The organism is Gordonia rhizosphera NBRC 16068 (assembly GCF_000298195.1).
Taxonomy (GTDB): Bacteria; Actinomycetota; Actinomycetes; order Mycobacteriales; family Mycobacteriaceae; genus Gordonia; species Gordonia rhizosphera.
Genome location: NZ_BAHC01000181.1, coordinates 1 through 18,818, shown reverse-complemented (window position 1 = coordinate 18,818; position 18,818 = coordinate 1). Strand labels below are relative to the sequence as shown.

Sequence of the window (18,818 nt, the reverse complement as noted above, 5' to 3'; positions counted from 1 at the left end):
AGACCGCGCCCTGCTTGGTGGGTTCCAGACGCCAGGCGGGTTCCACGAGGAATGTCGTGGTCTCCGTGGTCACGATCGCGGGACCGTGGATGACGGCATCGGCGGTCAGTGCTTCCTGGTCGTAGACGGGGGTGTCGATGGCCTTGTCGATGCCGATGAAGTGGGCCTTACGGTGTCCGACGGGCGCGGGCTCGGTCCGGGCGCCGACCGCGTCGAGGGAATCGAAGTTCACCACGTCGCCGTCCACAAATGAGGCAACTCGGACTGTGTTGCAGCGAATTCCGGCCTCGGGTGCCGCAGACGCGGCGCCGAATCGGTGGCTGTAGACGTCGCCGAAGATCTTGATGATCTCCAGGATGTCGCCGACGCCGCGGACGCGGGAGATGTCCGGCAGCGTCACCGCCTGTGTCAGTAGCTGATTGCCGTAGCGCATGTCCAGCTCGAGCCGGTGCCGCACATCGTCACCGGAGAATCCCTGCCGGATGAGGTCTTCGCGACCCTGATCCTCCAACTCCGTGATCACCGCGTTCAGCTCATCGTAGTCGTCGTGCAGGGCGCGGGTGGTGGCGTTGTACATGGTGATGTGCACGCCGCGTTCGTGGAAGTGCAGCTGCTTCATGTTGCCGGCGCCGCAGGCGGAGAACACCGACGAGAACGGCGGCGCCAGAACCCGTTTGATACCGGCGTGGCGTGCGATGCCGCAGGCGTGCAGCGGTCCGTTGCCGCCGTAGGCCAGCATCGTGAAGTCCTCGGGGAGATATCCGCGCACGCGCAGTTCCTTGCCGATGCCGATGGCCATCTGTTCGTCGACACTGTCCTTGATCACCCGGCATACATCGATGACATCCATGTCGAGGTGATCGCAGAGATTCTCTTCCATCGCGAACTTCGAACGGCGCGGATTCAGCTTGATGAAGCCGTTCGCGTAGTTCTCCGGGTCGAGGTAGCCCAGCAGCAGGTCGGCGTCGGTGACGGTGGGCCGCAGCCCGCCGCGGTCGTAGCATGCGGGTCCGGGGTTGGATCCCGCGGACTGCGGGCCGATCTTGATCGAGTTGTGGATGCGGTCGTAGCTCGCGATGGAACCACCACCCGCGCCGAGGGTGTCGAGGTGAACCATGGGCACCGAGACCAGCCAGCGATCGATGGTGGGCAGAAAGTCGTAGTGTTTGACCCCGCCTTCCGGTACGAGCCCGATGTCGAAGGAGGTGCCGCCCATGTCGGTGGAGATGACGTGTCCCAGACCGGTCTCGGTGGACAGGTGCTCGGCCGCGCCGACGCCGGCGATGGGACCGGAGTGGATCGTCTGCAGTGCATCGGTGGAGTTCATCTGCGCCATGCCGCCGGAGTTGTGGATGACGAGCATGGGGCGGTCGTATCCGAAGTCGCGCAGGTTGTTCGACAACTGTGAGAGCGCGTGGAACATGATCGAGTGCAGGTAGCCGTCGACGATGGTCGAGGTGGCCCGCACGTATTCGCCCTTGCGCCCGGACACCTGGTGGCCGAGCAGGACCGGGATCGCGCCGAGTTCGTGCGGCGGGAACTCGTCGAGGATGATCTCCTGGATCGCCAACTCGTGGTCGGGGTTCTCGGTGGCGTTGGTCAGAGAGACGACGATCGCCTCGGCGCCGGCGTCGACGAGTTCCCGGACGACCGATCGGACGTCGTCGGGGTCGAGCCTGGCCACCACCTGGCCGGCGGAGTTGATGCGTTCCTTGACCGATCGGATCAGCTTGCGCGGGACCAACGGTTCCGGCCGTTCGGCCGCGGGCAGGTTCTGCTGCATCGAATAGTCCAGGCCCTCGCCGTAGCCACGGCCGCGGGACAGCGGGATGGTGTCCTCGAAGCCGTGGGTGACGATCGCGGCGACCTTGGGGCCGTTGCGTTCGATGAGCGCGTTGGTGCCCAGCGTGGTCGCGTACCGAACCGAGTCGACCTCCGACAGCACGGTCGAGCGGTCGAGTCCGGCGCGTTTGCATGCGAGGTCCAGGGCGTCGTTGAAGCCGATCGCGAGGTTGTGGTGGGTGGTGAGCGCCTTGGCATCGACGTAGGTGTCGTCCCAGACGAAGAAGCAGTCGGTGAATGTTCCGCCGATGTCAACGGAGATGCGTTTCATTGGTGACTCCTGTGGGCTTTCGTGGATCGGGTCGGATCAGCGGATGTGACCGGCGGACTTGAGTTCTGCGGTGTACTTCTGCGCGTCGTCGCCGGGTCCGTAGTTGTGGACCTCCTCGGCGTCGCAGCCGCGCTCCTCCCATTGCCGACGCAGGGCGGGGATGTCGATGAGCATGTCGACGGCGGGCGGATGGCCCGGCGGCAGGTACTCCACCTCGATCTGTGTCGCGCAGCCCGGGCAGTAGTACTCGACGATGCGGCAGAAACCCGGGTCGGGACTGAAGGTGTACTCGTAGCGCTCGGGGTCGATGATCGGCTGATGGATCTCGCGCGGATCACGATCGTAGGCAAGCGTTCCGGGCTTGTAGTTGTCGTGGGCCGAACCCATGTCGTGGCCGCACACACGGCACAGCCAACGTTCGGCGTCGAGATCGATGAGCAGGTATTCGGTCATGGGGACTCGCATCGGAGTCCTCCTTTCGGGGTGTGGGATGGATGGACGCGGCCGGTGGTCAGTGCGCGTCGGTGAGGAAGATGTCGCCGGATGCGGTGATCCGGAACGACCAGCCAGGCAGGACACGGGCGGTGAAGAAGGGGCCCTCGATGATCGCGGGACCCTGACCGGTGTGGCCCGGTTCGAGGTCGTCGAGGACGTGCACGGGCACGTCGTCGATCTGATCGGCCGACGAACGCACCTGCCGGGTGCCCGCCGAAGGCGCTGGTCGGGCAGCGGGTTCGACGTCCGCCTCGAGAACGGGATGAGGCAGCGTCGCGGTCGCGGTGAGCTCCAGCGAGACGGCATGTCCCGGGTAGTCGACCTCGTCGCCGCGCAGGTACCCGATCCGCCGCACCTCACCGTCGTCCGGGTTCTCGACGACGAGCTGCCAGGACGTCTCGCAGTCGGCGAGCGCGTAGCCCTCCTGGAACATGTCCCGCTCCGCGCGGGCGAGGAGGTCGTCGTAGATGGCGGCCGCCGCGTCCGCACTCGCCTCGCCGACGAGTACCTCGTAGGTCTTGCCGATGTCGGAGAAGGCGATGCCGAATGCGGAGAACACGGCCGCGGTACGCGGGATCAGGACCCGGTTGACGCCGGCGAGTCGCGCGGCGCCCGCGGCGCTCATCGGTCCGGCGCCACCGAAGGCCACCAGGGTGGTGCCGGATTGCACCCACGAGGCGAAGGAACCGGCCAGCGCCGCGAAGTACGCGTTCTCCATCCGGATCAGCGCATCGGGGAGGCCGATGCCGAGCGGCTCGGCGATGGTCTCGGTGATGACCGCCCGCGACCGTTCGGGATCGAGGGTGAAGGTTCCGTCGAGATAGGTGTCGGCGTCGAGCACCCCGAGCAGCAGGTTGACGTCGGTGATCGTGGCCTGTTTGCCGCCGAAGCCGAAGCAGGCGGGTCCGGGAGCCGCCCCCACCGACTGCGGTCCCACGGTGATCGCGCCGTCGACGACCGCGATGACCGACGATCCGCCCACACCGGTGGAGGCGACGTCGCTCATCGGGTAGGAGATGTCGACGCCCTCGATGGTGCCGCGGTTGAGGGCGGCGACCTCGTGGTCGCGGACGACACCCACGTCGGTGGTGGTACCGCCGATGTCCATCATCAGCGCATGCCCCAGGCCGTAGACCTTCGCGAGTGCGGCGGTGGCCTCGAGACCGCCCCGTGGACCCGAGGAATAGGTCTTGAGTGCGATGGACTTGGCGACCCGCGACGACGCGCCGTCATTGCGGTAGACCAGCAGCGGGTTGGCGACCTTGTACTCCTTGAGCCGGCGCTCGGCGCCGTACAGAAAGCGCTCCATCGTCGGGTGCAGGAACGAGTTGACCACGCAGGACCACGCGCGCCGTTCGTCCTTGCGGTCGCCGGCGAGTTCCCAGCTGTAGATCAGCGGTACCGAGCCGAGCAGGTGGCGCGGGAACTTGCGCAGCAGGATCTGTCGCAGATGCCGTTCCTGCTCGACGGTCGCCGCCACGATCACCACGCGGGCCGCGCCCAGGGTGGTCAGCCGGTTGACCTCTTGCACCGCCTCGAACTCCAGATCGTCCGAGTCGGGGTCGAGGACGGCGATCCGCTCATCCACGAGGCCGGCGAACAGCTTCGCCTCCGCCTCGGTGACCTCCATGCGCTCGCGCAGATCCGGGATCGTGGTGACGATGCCGATCATCGGCCCCTTACGTTCCACCAGGGCATTGGTGCCCTGAGTGGTCGAGTACCGGATGTGGTGGGCCTGGTGCAGGAGTCGGGTGATGTCGGGCTCACCATAGAGATTCGTCGACGCCTTCTCGATGCCGGTGAACAGGCATTCGGACAGGTCGTGCGGAGTGGTCAGGGTCTTGGTGAAGCTGACGCTCGCCCCATTCCACACGCAGATGTCGGTGAGGGTGCCCCCGTTGTCGATGTTGATCAGAGTTTCCATGCCGATCCATTCGTGAGACTTCTCTGGCTTCGGAAGTGGCGTGCGCCACACCTAGGACCAGATTTGTCGCGTCTCACACCCGCAGCGTGTGTCAACCTGCTACAGCCGACGGGGTAGCGATGTGACCTGGATCTCTTCGATAATTGAGATATCCCGACGACACCGAGACCCGGACGGAGGTCGGCACATGCCGAACAGCGCGAGTCGTCTGCTCAGGGTTGCCGCAGCTCGAGCGGATTTCCTCGACGCCGGCCCGGCCGCCGCGGGCGGCGTCGATGACGTCGTCGTCGCCTCGTGGCAGCGCAGCCATGCCGCGGGTGTGGATGTCACAGCCGCTCACACCACGTTCTCCGACGACATCGATCCCGGTTCGCTGCTCGCCGGCTGTGCTCAGCCGGTCCTGGAGCAACTACGCAACGACACCGCCGACATGCCCCTGGTCATCGCCCTCACCGATCGCCGCGCACGGCTGGTGCGGCGGATCGACTCCTCGGTCGCCGTCGGCCGCCTGCTCGACCGGGTGCAGTTCGCACCGGGATTCTCGTATGCCGAGACGGCGATGGGTACCAACGGCGTCGGCACCGTGCTGGAGGCCGGACGGCCGGTCAGCGTCGTCGGGCCCGAGCATTTCACCGAACATCTCCAGTCGTTCGCGTGCTCGGGCGCTCCGATCATCGACCCGGTGACCCGGCACGTCGAAGGCGTGCTCGACATCTCGACGCTCACGAACTCGTGGAGCCCGATCATGCACGCGCTGGTCAAGAGCGCCGCCAAGGACATCGCACAGAACCTGCTGCTCGACCGCAGCCAGGCCCAGCAGGCCATTTTCTCCACCTACCTGCAGGCCACGAGCCGTTCCTCGAAGCGGGCGGTCTTCGCGTTCGGCAGTTCGTTGTTCATGGCCAACGCGGTGGCCGAGGATCTGTTCACCCCCGACGAACAGCGGACGCTACGTGAGCATGCCACCTTCCTGATGAAGCGGCGTGAGCGGATCAGCGACACCGTCGTGCTCGATCGGGGCCGGCACGTGCACATCACCGGGACACGGATCATGATCGGTTCCGATGTCGCCGGGCTCGTCACGACCGCAGAGATCGTCTCCGCCGGTGAGCGCGGTTGCATCAGCACGCTCGATGACCGCCACCTGCCGCGCGCCGGGGTGAGCACCACCGAGACGTCGAAGCTCGCCGATACCGCGGCGCAGCCGTCGGAGAGTGTGGTGGCGGGGCGGTCGCCCGGATGGGTGCGGGCGTGTACCGAGTTGGAGAACGCGATGGCCCGCCGCCAACCCGCGGTGATCGTCGGCGAGTCCGGGACCGGGAAGTTCACGCTGACCGCCGAGATGTTCCACGGCCTGTATGCCGGGGCGCGCAGCATCAGCGTGGACGCCACACAGCTCAGCACCGACGCCGTGGGGACCGACGTGGGTTCGATCCTCGCCGGCGGCACCGACCCCACGCTCTACATCGTCCGCAACATCGACCAGCTCACGACGGACGGGGCGTCGCAGGCGACCGAACTCCTCGACGAGATCACCGCGCGCGAGGGTCCGACCTGGTTCTGCGCGACCGTCTCCGACTCGTCCCTCGACTCCGATCTGCCGTTCCGCGAACTGCTCGGATTCTTCGAGGTCTCGGTGACCGTGCCGCCGCTTCGTCTGCGCACCGACGACTTCGAGCAGATCACCGCCGCCGTACTGCGCGCGATCGCACCCGGTCGCAGCGTCCGGCTGAGCCCGGAAGCCAAGCGTGTGCTGTCGCGGTATTCGTGGCCACGCAACATCTCTCAGCTCCGTGAAGCATTGGTGCACGCCCTTCGTCGGCGTCCGGTCGGCGAGATCCAGGCCGGCGATCTGCCCGGGTACTGCCAGTCCGCCACGCGGCGCACCCTGACTCCGGTCGAGAGTTCCGAACGCGACCTCATCGTCAACGCCCTTCGCGAGCACACCGGTAACCGTGTCGCGGCCGCGGAGAGCCTGGGCATGTCGCGCTCGACGTTCTATCGCCGGATCAAGGCGTATGGAGTGACGGCCTGACAGAGCGGGACGTCGGCCCGCCACGGGATCAGCGGCATGCCCTGCATGAACTCGCCGCCGGAAGAGACCGGCAGTTGTTCACTTGCTGCCTGACGGCGTTGACCCGGCCACGCTGTTCCGAAGCCACTTCTTGTCGAGCTTTCCCAATGCCGTCACCGGGAGAGCGTCAACCAGCCACACGGATTTGGGCACCTTGTAGCGGGACAGGGCGGCTCGGCAATGCGTGATCACGTCCGCCTCGTCGAGGGTCTCACCCGACGAGGCGACCACGAATGCCGCCACCGCCTCTCCCCAATCGGGATGCGGAATGCCCACGACCGCAACCTGGGCCACCGCGTCGAGTTCGGCGATTACGTTCTCGACCTCTGTGGAGTAGACGTTCATCCCGCCCGTGATGATCATGTCGTTCTTCCGGTCGACGAGATAGAGGTAACCATCGTCATCGACGCGCCCGAGATCTCCTGTGTACAACCAGCCGTCGCGCACCGTGTCCGCGGTCTTCTCGGGTAGTCCGTGATAGCCCACCATGGTGAACGGAGTCATCGCGGTGACCTCGCCGATCTCGCCGGCCGCACGTTCGGTTCCGTCCTCGCCGACGATGCGGACCCGGGCCATCGGGGTCGGACGACCGCAGCTGGCCAGCCTTTCCGGCCGGGCGACGTCATGGTCTTCACGGGTGAGCCGGGTGATGAAGTTGGGCGCCTCGGTCTGTCCATACAGCTGCATGAAAACAGGTCCGAACATCTCGATACCCTGCGTCAACCGATCCGACGTGATCGGTGCGGCACCGTAGAGAATGGTCCGCAGGGCGGAGAGATCCGGAGTCCGATCGGCTTTGATCGCGTTCACGTGGTCAATGAGCCGGTAGATCATCGTCGGGACGGCGAAAAGGAAAGTACCGCGGTCTTTTTCGATTCTCTCGACGACCAGACCCGGATCGAATGCGTGCTCGACGAAGCAGTGCGCGCCCTTCACCAGGCCGGCCTGCAGGTGGAAGCCCGCCGAATGCGGTAGCGGCGAGGTGATCACCAGACGTTCGTCGTCGCCGAAGCCGATCTCGATGATGTGATTGAGGACGTTGATGGCGAGGCCGCGCTGACAATGCACGACGCCTTTGGGTGACCCGGTCGTACCGCCGGTGTAGGCGATCAGAGCGCGGTCGGAGGGATCGACGAGGACATCGGGCGGCTCGAGACGACCGTCCCCCACGGCCTCGGTCCACGACATCACCCCGCGTGGAGGGTCGTCGGGCATCGCGCCGACCACAACCACGGTGCGCAGTGGAGTGTCGGGATCGTTCAACGCGTCGAGCGCGTAGGAGAGTTGGGAATGGGTCGCGATCGCGATGACTGCGCCGCTGTCGCGCGTGATGTAGGCGATGTCGCGACCGCTGAGCAGGTCGTTGCACGGCACCTTCGTTGCCCCGCATCGGATGATGGCCTGATCGGCGACGACGAATTCGATCCCGTTGCTCATCATGAGCGCCACCGGCGCATCCGCGGAGGCGCCGAGTTCGTGCATCGTCGACGCCAGACCGTTGGCCTGCTCGACGAGCTCCCGATAGCTGAGCTCGACTCCGCCGGAGGTGACCGCGGGCCGTTCACCGAATCGTCGCAGAGCGGTGTCGAACAGGTCCCGCATCGTCAGGTGATCCGTCGTCATCGAAGTCCTCTCGTGTCGAGAGTGAAATACGAACGACAACAGTGCTGTTCACACTCCACTTTCGCTCACCCGCCACTCGGGGCCACCCGCGATACCGCGACGGGATGTGGCGCACACCACTGTATAGCCGGTCATCGAGGACAGAAGCACATTCAGTGCGTGCACGGCATCGCCCAACACGAGTATGGGCAGGCCGTCACGACAACGATCGTCGCGGCGACCCGCCCACACTGCGGATATGGCCGCCTCAGGCAGCGGCAGTGGCGACCCCCGTGGCCGGTTCCAGCGCCTGCGCGATGATGTCGGCGACGTCGACCATCGGCCGGACGTCCAGCGCGTCGAGCACCTCCGCCGGCACATCGTCGAGGTCGGGCTCGTTGCGCTGCGGGATGAAGACGGTCTTCAGTCCGTTGCGCTGCGCGGCCAGTAACTTCTGCTTGACGCCACCGATCGGCAGGACCCGCCCGTTGAGCGTGACCTCACCGGTCATCCCGACGTCGGCGCGCACCTTGCGGCCGGTCGCCATGGAGACCAGTGCGGTCACCATCGTGACACCCGCGCTCGGGCCGTCCTTGGGCACCGCGCCCGCGGGCACGTGGACGTGGATGGCCTTCTGCAGCGCGGCCAGGTCGACACCGAACTGGTCGGCATGCGCACAGACGTACGACAGCGCGATCTGCGCGGACTCCTTCATCACGTCACCGAGCTGACCGGTGAGCTTCAGACCGGGTTCGCCGTCGGTACCGGTGGCCTCGATGAACAGCACGTCGCCACCCATCCCGGTGACCGCCAGACCCGTCGCCACACCCGGCACCGCCGTGCGTTCGGCCGATTCCGGGGTGAAACGCGGCCGACCCAGATACTCCTTCAGGTCGTCGACGCCGATCGCAACCGGGGCCTGCGCCGTACCCGATTCGAGGTTGGTCGCGGCCTTCCGGAGCAGTTTGGCGAGTAGCCGTTCGAACTGTCGCACACCGGGTTCCCGGGTGTAGTTCGCGGCGATCTCCCGCAACGCGTCTTCGCTGACGGTCACCTCGTCGGGGGTCAGCGCGGCACGCTCATCCTGCCGGGGCAGCAGGAAGTCGCGCGCGATGGCGACCTTGTCATCCTCGGTGTAGCCATCGATGGTCACCAACTCCATCCGGTCCAGCAGCGCCGACGGAATGTTCTCCACCACGTTGGCCGTGGCGAGGAACAAGACGTCGGACAGGTCCAGATCCAGATCGAGGTAGTGGTCGCGGAAGGTGTGGTTCTGCGCGGGGTCGAGGACCTCGAGCAGCGCCGCCGCCGGGTCACCCCGGTAGTCGGAGCCGACCTTGTCGATCTCGTCCAGCAGCACGACCGGATTCATCGATCCGGCCTCGCCGATCGCACGCACGATCCGACCGGGGAGGGCACCGACGTAGGTTCGCCGGTGACCGCGGATCTCGGCCTCGTCGCGTACACCGCCGAGGGCCACACGCACGAACTTGCGACCGAGCGCACGGGCGACGCTCTCTCCGAGCGACGTCTTGCCGACACCGGGAGGACCGGCGAGCACCATCACCGCGCCGGAGCCCCGTCCGCCGACGACCTGCAGGCCGCGCTCGGCACGCCGGGCACGCACGGCCAGGTATTCGACGATGCGGTCCTTCACGTCGTCGAGGCCATGGTGGTCGGCGTCGAGGATCTCGCGGGCACCCTTGATGTCGGTGGAGTCGGTGGTTGTGACGTTCCAGGGCAGATCGAGCACGGTGTCGAGCCAGGTCCGGATCCAGCCGGTCTCCGGGGACTGGTCGCTGGCGCGTTCGAGCTTGCCGACCTCACGCAGCGCCGCCTCGCGCACCCTATCCGGTAAGTCGGCCGCCTCGACGCGGGCGCGGTAGTCGTCGGCGCCGTCGGGCTCATCCTCACCGAGTTCCTTGCGAATCGCATTGAGTTGCTGGCGCAGCAGGAACTCCTTCTGCTGCTTCTCCATCCCACTACGGACATCGTCGGCGATCTTGTCGCTGACCTCGGTCTCGGCAAGGTGCTCGCCGGTCCAATCGATCAGCAGCGTCAGCCGCTTCGCGATGTCGGGGGTCTCGAGCAACTGCCGCTTCTGGGCATCGGCGAGCCACGAGCTGTAGCCGGCCGTGTCGGCGAGGTCCGACGGGTCGGTCATCTTGTTGACCGCGTCGATGATCTGCCAGGCCTCCCGGCGCTGCAGCATCGCGAGCACCAGCTTCTTGTAGTCGGCGGCGAGGGTCTTCACCTCGTCGGTGATCTCCGGCTCGTCGACCTCGGTGATCTCGACCCAGAGGGCAGCACCGTTACCCGGCGCACCCGACCCGATGTGAGCGCGGGTCTCGCCCTTGACCACCGCAGCGCTCTGACCGCCCGGCATACGTCCGATCTGAACGATCGACGCGATCACGCCGTAGGTGGGGTACCGATCGTCGAGGCGTGGAGCGATCAGCAGTTTTCCGGACTCACTGGCCCGGGCCGCATCCACCGTCGCCTGAGCAGCGTCGTCGAGCGGGATGGGTACCACCATGCCGGGCAGGACGACCAGGTCGGGAACGAAGAGGACGGGCACTGAGTATGTCTGCGACATCAAACCTCCAAAGTTCAGTCTGACCGACTCAACCCTGGTGGCGGGATATTTGTTCCCGGGAAAATTTCGCCAGCAGCGGACAGGCGTGCAGACAGATCGACGGTGAGTTCACCTGCTGACCGGATCGTCGTACCTTCGTGGCACGCTGTGACCAAGGTTGTCTTGGGCGACTTGGATGGGTCGGGGCGTCGAGTAGTCAGAGCACGGGGCCGAGCAAACACGGTGTCGCCGGTCTTTTCCATCGAGCACAATGGGTACACAGCGCACCGAGCAAACATCAGGGGGTGAACATCATGACGACACAGTTCGAGTTCCACCTTCAGGGCGCAAACGCTCCCGAAGGACAGCTGGACGCTGACCTCCTCATCGCAATCGTCCAGAGCCTCAAGAGCATTGCGCTGAACATCGGACGCATCGAAACCGATGCGGAGCGATTGGGCCGTGCGCCCGCAAGGGTCCATCGAGTCGCCAGACTGGTCATCGGGATGGAGCCTGGCAGTACGACGATCCTCGCCCGCCGGGCCGGGGCCGGGGCGAACGCCTTGGACTTCGATCTCGCCGACGAGGAGGCTTTCGACGCGAAGTTCGAATCGCTCATGGGGTCCATTGCACTCGACCAGCGGCCAGATTGGGTCGATGACTCACTCGCCGCGGTTATGGGTCAGCTGACTGCAGCACTGCAGCAGGCCGCCACCGCGATTGAGTTCAAGGCCAACGGCCAGACCCGCCGCCGTTTCGCGACCGCAGGTCTGCAGCGCGAAACCTGGAACTCCGCTGTGCAGACACCTCCGGGCGACATCACCTTTGTTGGACGTTTGTACGCGGTGAACCTGCACACGCATCGCCTCCTCGTTCAAGACGACGTCGGTCACCAGGTGGCGTTGCCGAACGTGGCAGACGACAGCGACCTCGGACCGCTACTGGGAAGGTATGTGGCCGTCACCGGATCGCCCGAGTTCGATCCCCTTGGGCAGGTGAAACGCATCCAGGGCGCAGCAATTTCAGCTGCAGCCGATCCAATTGGTTCGCCGATGATACCCGAACCGCTGTCGCTCGAAGAGATCCTCGCCAGTGCTCCAGGCATCGAACCAGGCAGGATCGAGGGTCTGAGCGACGCAGAGGCCGACGCGTTCTTCGACGCAATGGGCTTGTGATCACGTCCGTGGCTGAACAAATCGGCAATTGGGTGATCGCCGAGTCTCTGATGCGCGAGACAGGCTCGACTCAATTCCGACGATCCTCGCCGACCGAGATGTCATCGAGGAGTATGCCGCTCTGACCGCAGCCTGCAGACTCAATGGACATGCGCTGCAGGACAAAATCCACACAGCGGACCGCCGGGTCGCCGCGTGCGCTATCGCCAAGGGCCTGCCACTGTTCAGTCGAGACGGCATCTATGCCGATGCGCCACGACTTCGGCTTGTGTAAGGCATGAGAGACCATGTCAAGTCGCACTGACGTCGATGGCGATACGCACCCGTCAGCGGAAGACCAGACCACCGTCGATCAACACCGCCTGACCGGTCATGTAGTCAGAATCCGGACCGGCCAGGTAGGAGACGAATGCCGCGACATCGTCTGGCGTCTGGGCACGACCCAGCGTGATGCCACCGACGAACTTGTCGTAGGTCTCCCCCTCGGCCGCACCGGTCAGCTCGGCGAAACGTTTGTCGATGGTCACCCACATGTCGGTACCCACGACTCCGGGGCAGTAGGCATTCACGGTGATGCCGTGTGCCGCATATTCCTTGGCCGCGGCCTGGGTCAGCGCGCGAACGGCGAACTTCGTCGCGCTGTAGACACCCAGCATGGCGAAACCGTCATGCCCGGCGATGGACGAGGCGTTGATGATCTTTCCCTTGTGCCCCATGGCCATGAACTTCGCAGCTGCAGCCTGGATTCCCCACAGCACACCGTCGACGTTGACACCCCAGATCTGCTGTACGTCGGACGGCCGTACGTCGTCGATCGGCGCGACCTGCGCGATGCCGGCGTTGTTGACCATGACGTCGAACCCGCCGAGGGCCTCGTCGGCGTGATCCACCGCAGCGAACACCTGGTCCCGATCGCTCACATCGGCGACGAAGGTCGTCGCCTTGGTGCCGATCTCGCGCACCTCGGTTGCGACCGACTCGATTCCTGCCTCGTTGATGTCGACGAGGGCGATATCGTGCCCATCGCTCGCCAGTCGGAGCGCGATTCCACGGCCGATTCCCTGACCACCTCCGGTGATGAGTGCGACGCTCATGCTGTCACCTCCGACGGATCGACGAGGACCTTCATCTTCGTGCCGGCATGAAGTGCTTCGAAGCCGTCGTCGATGACGGATTCCAGGCCGATCTTGTCCACCCAACCCGTGGTGTCATATCGGCCCTGCGACATGAGTTCGATGACAGCCTCGAAGTCTGCCGAGGTGTAACACAGCGAGCCCTGGATTCGTGATTCGTTCATGACCAGTCGCTGAAGTGGTGTGGACAAAGGCTTCTCGTAGATGGCAACACTGACCAGTGACCGCCGGGCGCCGATGCACTCGAGAGCGGTTTCGACGGCGGGCTGTACCCCCGCGGCGTCGAAGATGGCGTCGGCGCCACGACCGTCGGTGGCGTCCGCGATGAACTGCGGGATGTCCAGCGATGTCGGATCGAGCGTCGTCGCGCCCAGCGCTTCGATGGCAACGCGCCGGGTCTGTGACGGCTCCACCACGTAGACGTTGTCGAGCCCCTTGCCGCGCAACGCAAACCATAGCCCGATGCCGATGGGGCCGGCGCCGAACACCATGGCGGTGTCATCCGGCGTGGTTCCGCCGAGGGTGGCGGCGTGAAAGGCGACCGACATCGGCTCGACGAGGGCTCCGAGTTCGAGCGACACGTTGTCCGGAAGCCGGTGGATCATGTTGACCGGAACCACCGTGTACTCGGCCATCCCGCCATCGGACATCAGGCCGTGGAAGCCGATCTGCTGGCAGATGTTGTAGTTGCCCGCCCGACACGGTCCGCAGTGCCCGCACCGGTACAACGGCTCGATCGCTACGCGGTCGCCGACCCGGACATCCGTGACGCCGGCGCCGACGTCGGTGACCGTGCCGGAGAACTCGTGTCCCAGCACCAGCGGCAATGCCTGTTGGGTCAGTGGGTGCGGCTCGGTGGGGATGAAGATGGGACCTGCGTAGTACTCATGCAGATCGGTCCCGCAGATGCCGTTGAATCCGACCTTCACCTTCACCTGACCCGCGCCTGGCGAGGGTTCGGGTACATCGGCGATCTCCACCTTGTTCGCTCCGTAATACACAGCTGCGCGCATCAGTTCTGACTCCTGTTCCTCGGCTCGTACCGATGCATCAACAGGTATGTGACCCGCCCCACATTGCGACAGGGTTGCAGTGCGTTGCAAGTGTCCGGCGCCCGTCGACCGAACCGGCGCAACCCCTCGCAACCCTGCCGGTGAAGGTGTGATCCAGACCATAGTGACAGCGCCCCGCTCACGAATGCCGAGGAGATATCGAGATGACCGCAACTGCAGGCGTGGAACAGCCCGCATTACAAGAAGATTCGCCAACCGTCGCACCCAGCGGTCGCTGGTTCGGGTTTGGGATCGCGAATCTCGCGATCGTCGTGGCCCTTTCGGTCGGCACCTGGTATCTGCTGGCCGACCCGACCACCAGTCCGTGGCATTTCTATCCGCTGCCGTTCAACGCTGCACTCTTCTGGGCGATCCTGTTCATCGTCTTCATCGGCTTCAACTGCGAGTTCGCCGGGTTCAACCGGCTGCCTCAACCGCTGCGCGGAACCGCGATCCTGGCTGCGACGACCGCTTTCGCAGTCGCCGTCACCTGGCTGCTCGGAGCCGGACTCGGCTCGATCTACCCTGATTTCTCGAGTTCGCGTGCCGATGGCCTGGGCTACTTCGCCGGGGCACTGTTCGTGCTCTTCGGCTTCGCGACCTGGGTCATGGTCGTCCTCAATTGGCAACACTGGCCGTGGACGGTGTTGCGGATGAAGCAGCCGCTCATCGGATTGTGCGAGATCGCGTTCGTGGCAGTACCGACGCTGGCGTTGTATTTCGTGTTCGGATTGCCCTCAGTGTCACTGTCGGCCACGCATTCACTGATGACGGTCGACACCGTTCTCGGGTGGTTCTATTCGATGGTCGTCGCGGTGATCCTCACCGGGCAGACGCTGGACAACTGGCCGTGGAAGCTGTTCGGTGGCGGCGGACGTACCGCACTCGCGGCGACCATCGGGAACGTCATCCTCGGCACCGCGATCTACTTCGTGATGGTGCCACTCGCCAAGGCTCTCCTCGGTCCGGCCGCAACCGCCGAACTCGGAAGCACCATCCATCAGTTCCCGGCACAGATCGGTGTATGCTGGGCATTCTGGATGATCTTCTGGGCCAATGGATTCGGAAACAGGTTCTCTCCGGTTGCGCGCGTGTTGATCACGTTCGCACTCGCCGTCGCCACTTTCATCTTCTACTACCGGTTTGCGGCCGGACACATCCTGCACGAGCCCGAAGTCGCAACGGGCGTGAGCGGAACCGCGCTCGGATTCATCGACTGGCTGGTCTTGTGGACCCTGATCTACGTCGTCGGCTACGGATCGCTCGGTTTGAAGCGGTTGAACCCTGCGTAACGCGAGCCACCAGGTTGCGGCGGTCCACGCGAGGTCTGCGGGCACCGCCGCAACGTGATCCAACACGATCGTCAAGGACAGAGCAATGGCCAGTCAGTCGAACCCGAACCATGCGAAGGCGTCTCACCCCGAGGGACCGACCGACAGGCACCTGCGTGCGATGGTCGATCACGCTTTGGCGTGGATGCCCTTCGGCGGTGCCGACGATCAGATCTTCCTCGAGTTCGGAACCACGCCCGGCGCGTTCTATCGACGGATCGCGATCGAACTGGACCGGTCCGCGAGCCTCCAGCACCTCGCACCACGCCAGAGGAAGGATCTGCACCGCTTCTGCCGACGCAAACTCTGGCACTACCACCGAGCGCCCCGATCACGGGCGAGCCCGGTGGGTTTCCCGACATGACCGGGTCTGCCAACATGACCAGATCCATTTCGGATATCTCGGCTTCTCTCAAGGGATTTCGTCACCGACCCCGACCCGGGCTGGAGCTCCATTCACGTGCAGTTCCTTCGGAACTGCTGGGGAGACACTCCGAACTCACGACGGAACAGGCGTGAGGCATTCGTGGTACTTTCGATACCCCAACGATTGAAGATCGCAGCCAGCGAGAGTTGCTTGAGAGCGGGATCGCCCAGGTCCATCCGGATGCGCTCGAGTCGCTGAAGCCGCATCCATGCCGCAACCGTGACCCCATCGCCGTTGAAGAGTTTGTGTAGCTGGCGCAGGGACATGAAGTGGGCATCCGCTACCGTCTGCGGGTCGAGCGACGGGTCTCCCAGGTTATCGAGAATATAGCGCCGGATCTCGAGCGTCTGGAGACGCTGGGGGTTCACCGGGTCCACCTCGGCCTGATCGAGATGCTGCGCAATAGCCTGTCGCAGAATAAGAAAGGACGCTTGCAGCACGCTTTCGTCCGACGGCGAGCGCGAGACGGTCGGCCAGCTGTTCAACAGACCAGAGATCAGTCCCGTGGTGAGTGGACCAAGACCCTCATGACCGTCCAATCGAACATTGAACGCCGATGTGGGGGTGTCTGATACCCCGATGACGCGACGCGGTACCAGGATGACGGCCATCCTGTGGCCTGTCTCGAACTCACGAGAGTACGGGCTGGTCCAATCGAGCAGCGTGTAGTCGCCGGGACCCAACTCCGTCGTCCGCCCACCCTGGACAGTGGTTCCCGACCCGTCGAGCTGCATCGCCAGCGAGACCAGGGGCTCGCGCGCGTCGCGTGCATGCTGTGCGGTGCGCTGGAAATGGTGTGGCGTCGCAGCGATGTCCCAGAGCTGGATGCCGGATTGCTCAATTAGCCTCACGTCGGCGTGAAAGTCCGTATCGTCGAGCGATTCGATGAACAGCGGCTGCATCCGTCGAGACACGGCGAGTCGCCAATCGTGGAGGTCGTACCGCTTTGTCAGCGAAATCATGACACGGTCCTCGAGATCATGGACTCCAGACCTCCTGCGTTGCTCGAGTCGCTGACCACGGACTGGATCGCTCGTCTCGGGCCCGAACACAGCGAGTCCGTGAAGTCAGGTACCCGGACCACCTCGTTCGCGAGGTCGGCCGCACAGATCGGGGACTCGGCTTTCACCGCAACCCAGTGGTTCGAGTGCAGACATTCTACCCCGTGATCGCGTCCCGCTGACCTGCCCGTATGGCGCTCGCGTCCTTCGCGGCACCCGCGGTATCGCACCCGTGCACGCATTGACGACCGCCGTGCACGCGCAGAAGGCCCCTGCACAGTCGAGCGGGGCACCATGTGACGTACGCCGCAGGAGGCGTCGCCAGAGGTTCAGCACACACCGCCCCCCCTCCGCGGCTCCGGCGTCGATGCAGGCTCGAAAGGACGTTCGAATGACAAAACCAGACACTGTCCGTCACTCGCCTTCGGAAAAGGACAGGCAGGGATCATCCATCAGTACCTCGCTCCACTCGTGGCTGATCTTGTCGACCCTGTTTGTCTTCATGATCATCAACTTCGCCGACAAGGCACTGATGGGAATAGCCGCCAAACCGATCATGAATGATCTGGGTCTGTCTCCATCTCAATATGGGTGGGTCGCCAGCAGTTTCTTCTTCCTCTTCAGTATCAGCTCGCTGGTCGTGGGTTTCCTGACGACCAAGTACCCGAGCAAGCGCATCTTGTTGGTGATGGCCATCGTGTGGACCATCGCTCAAGGGGTGATCGTCTCTCCTCTTGCGGGCTTCTGGACGCTGATTGTCACCCGGATCGTTCTGGGTGCAGGTGAGGGCCCAGCATATGGGATGGCGAATCACGTAGCGATGCAGTGGTTTCCACGCACCAAGAGCGGAATCGCCACGGCCGTGATCGGCGTTGGCGTCCCGATGGGGACCATGCTGGCGGCCCCGATCGTCGGCAAGCTCGTTGCCGGGATCGGCTGGCGCGAGTCGTTCGGCGTCCTCGCGCTGGCGAGCCTGGTGTGGGCTGCGGTCTGGTTCTTCATCGGTAGGGAGGGGCCCTACAGCCATAGTCGTCGGATAACCGTCGCAGGTCCGGTGCCCGACGTTCGCCCGGTGCCCTACGGCCCCATCATCCGGAGTAGAACTTTTCTCGGGTTGCTGATCGCGGGTATCGCGTCGTACTGGAACGTCGTTCTGCTGATTGCCTGGGTACCCGTCTACCTGACCTCAACTCAGGGGTACGAAACAGCCACGGTGGGTTGGGCGGTGGCCCTCCCCTGGGCTGTGCAGATCGCCAGCAATCTCATCCTGGTCGGGTGGCTGGGCACGGCGCTCATGAGTCGAGGTGTGTCGAGCAGGGTCGCGCGCGGTGTGGTCTCGGGAATCGCCGTGGCACTGTCGGGAGTGGCGATGGTCGCATTCGTGGCGGCGCCATCCGGGCCCACGAAACTCATCCTGTTGGCCATGGCGTTCGGCATCGGCTCCTGTGTGTTCTCCGCCTCGCAGTCGGTCATCGGCGACCTCGTGCCGTCCCGGCAACGAGGTGCGGTACTGGGCATCTATGTGGCTGTCTACTCGCTCACCGGCGTCTTCGCGCCGATGATCGCCGGCGCACTCGTCGAGTCGGCCGACGTCGTCGAATCGGGCTACGACCGGATCTTCCTTCTCTCGGCAGCACTCTCGCTGACGGCGGGCCTATTGTGCGCCGTCCTGGTCAATCCAGAGCGTGATCGCGCCACCCTGAACATCCGACATGAGAGGAACAGCAATGTCATTGACTAGTCGCGCCACCGCAACCCCACCACCATCGCCGGTGGACCGGCCCGTCCACCGATTTCAGAGCGCGAGCGCGCACACGGCCCGGGCGCACGCAGAGGCCATCCGGCAGCTGCCCTGGAGCGATGACGTCGACTTCGCTGACGCTCGAAGAGGTTTCATCGCGACGGTGGACAATCCG

General features: G+C 64.8%; 13 protein-coding genes. 5 read left to right on the top strand and 8 right to left on the bottom strand.

Annotated elements, in window-relative coordinates; translation table 11 throughout:
* From GORHZ_RS21905 to GORHZ_RS21895, 3 genes are all read right to left on the bottom strand, one after another.
* Positions 1-2,113: hydantoinase/oxoprolinase family protein (locus GORHZ_RS21905; protein ID WP_006337002.1), on the bottom strand; the 2,113-nt coding region annotated here is incomplete at its 3' end.
* A gap of 36 nt (positions 2,114-2,149) precedes the next feature.
* The gene (locus GORHZ_RS21900; RefSeq protein WP_006337001.1) at positions 2,150-2,578 is read right to left on the bottom strand and encodes an acetone carboxylase subunit gamma; all 429 of its coding nucleotides are present in this window, start codon (positions 2,576-2,578) and stop codon (positions 2,150-2,152) included.
* 46 nt (positions 2,579-2,624) lie between these two features.
* On the bottom strand, positions 2,625-4,532 hold the full coding sequence (locus GORHZ_RS21895; RefSeq protein ID WP_006337000.1) for a hydantoinase/oxoprolinase family protein: 1,908 nt from the start codon (positions 4,530-4,532) through the stop codon (positions 2,625-2,627).
* Between the two features lie 187 nt (positions 4,533-4,719).
* On the opposite strand from GORHZ_RS21895, the gene GORHZ_RS21890 reads away from it, so the two are divergent.
* A complete protein-coding gene (locus tag GORHZ_RS21890) occupies positions 4,720-6,567 on the top strand; it encodes a sigma-54-dependent Fis family transcriptional regulator (RefSeq protein ID WP_006336999.1) in 1,848 nt (615 codons plus the stop codon).
* Positions 6,568-6,645: 78 nt separating this feature from the next.
* On the opposite strand, the gene GORHZ_RS21885 is transcribed toward GORHZ_RS21890, so the two are convergent.
* Together GORHZ_RS21885 and lon are read right to left on the bottom strand one after the other, a co-directional pair.
* Positions 6,646-8,229: a class I adenylate-forming enzyme family protein gene (locus tag GORHZ_RS21885; protein WP_006336998.1), complete on the bottom strand. Its 1,584-nt coding sequence runs from the start codon at positions 8,227-8,229 to the stop codon at positions 6,646-6,648.
* Between the two features lie 247 nt (positions 8,230-8,476).
* A complete protein-coding gene (lon, locus tag GORHZ_RS21880; protein WP_006336997.1) occupies positions 8,477-10,804 on the bottom strand; it encodes an endopeptidase La in 2,328 nt (775 codons plus the stop codon).
* A gap of 293 nt (positions 10,805-11,097) precedes the next feature.
* Here lon and GORHZ_RS21875 point away from each other — a divergent pair, with 293 nt between their 5' ends.
* On the top strand, positions 11,098-11,958 hold the full coding sequence (locus GORHZ_RS21875) for a hypothetical protein (protein ID WP_006336995.1): 861 nt from the start codon (positions 11,098-11,100) through the stop codon (positions 11,956-11,958).
* Positions 11,959-12,284: 326 nt separating this feature from the next.
* Here GORHZ_RS21875 and GORHZ_RS21865 read toward each other — a convergent pair whose 3' ends face one another.
* Positions 12,285-13,052 (bottom strand): acetoin reductase, encoded by a 768-nt coding sequence (locus GORHZ_RS21865; RefSeq protein ID WP_006336988.1) that lies wholly within the window; start codon positions 13,050-13,052, stop codon positions 12,285-12,287.
* On the bottom strand, positions 13,049-14,104 hold the full coding sequence (locus GORHZ_RS21860) for a 2,3-butanediol dehydrogenase (RefSeq protein ID WP_006336987.1): 1,056 nt from the start codon (positions 14,102-14,104) through the stop codon (positions 13,049-13,051). Before GORHZ_RS21860 ends, GORHZ_RS21865 begins: the two co-directional genes overlap by 4 nt.
* A 203-nt stretch (positions 14,105-14,307) precedes the next feature.
* Between GORHZ_RS21860 and GORHZ_RS21855 the strand changes: the two genes are divergently transcribed.
* Both GORHZ_RS21855 and GORHZ_RS29690 read left to right on the top strand, forming a co-directional pair.
* On the top strand, positions 14,308-15,435 hold the full coding sequence (locus GORHZ_RS21855; RefSeq protein WP_006336986.1) for a hypothetical protein: 1,128 nt from the start codon (positions 14,308-14,310) through the stop codon (positions 15,433-15,435).
* Positions 15,436-15,520: 85 nt separating this feature from the next.
* Positions 15,521-15,838 (top strand): hypothetical protein, encoded by a 318-nt coding sequence (locus GORHZ_RS29690; RefSeq protein ID WP_006336978.1) that lies wholly within the window; start codon positions 15,521-15,523, stop codon positions 15,836-15,838.
* Between the two features lie 92 nt (positions 15,839-15,930).
* On the opposite strand, the gene GORHZ_RS21845 is transcribed toward GORHZ_RS29690, so the two are convergent.
* Positions 15,931-16,863 carry an AraC-like ligand-binding domain-containing protein gene (locus tag GORHZ_RS21845; protein ID WP_006336976.1) on the bottom strand — a complete coding sequence of 311 codons (933 nt, stop codon included), beginning with the start codon at positions 16,861-16,863 and terminating at the stop codon, positions 15,931-15,933.
* Positions 16,864-17,293: 430 nt separating this feature from the next.
* Here GORHZ_RS21845 and GORHZ_RS21840 point away from each other — a divergent pair, with 430 nt between their 5' ends.
* Positions 17,294-18,643: an MFS transporter gene (locus GORHZ_RS21840; RefSeq protein WP_006336974.1), complete on the top strand. Its 1,350-nt coding sequence runs from the start codon at positions 17,294-17,296 to the stop codon at positions 18,641-18,643.
* Positions 18,644-18,818: the final 175 nt, after the last annotated feature.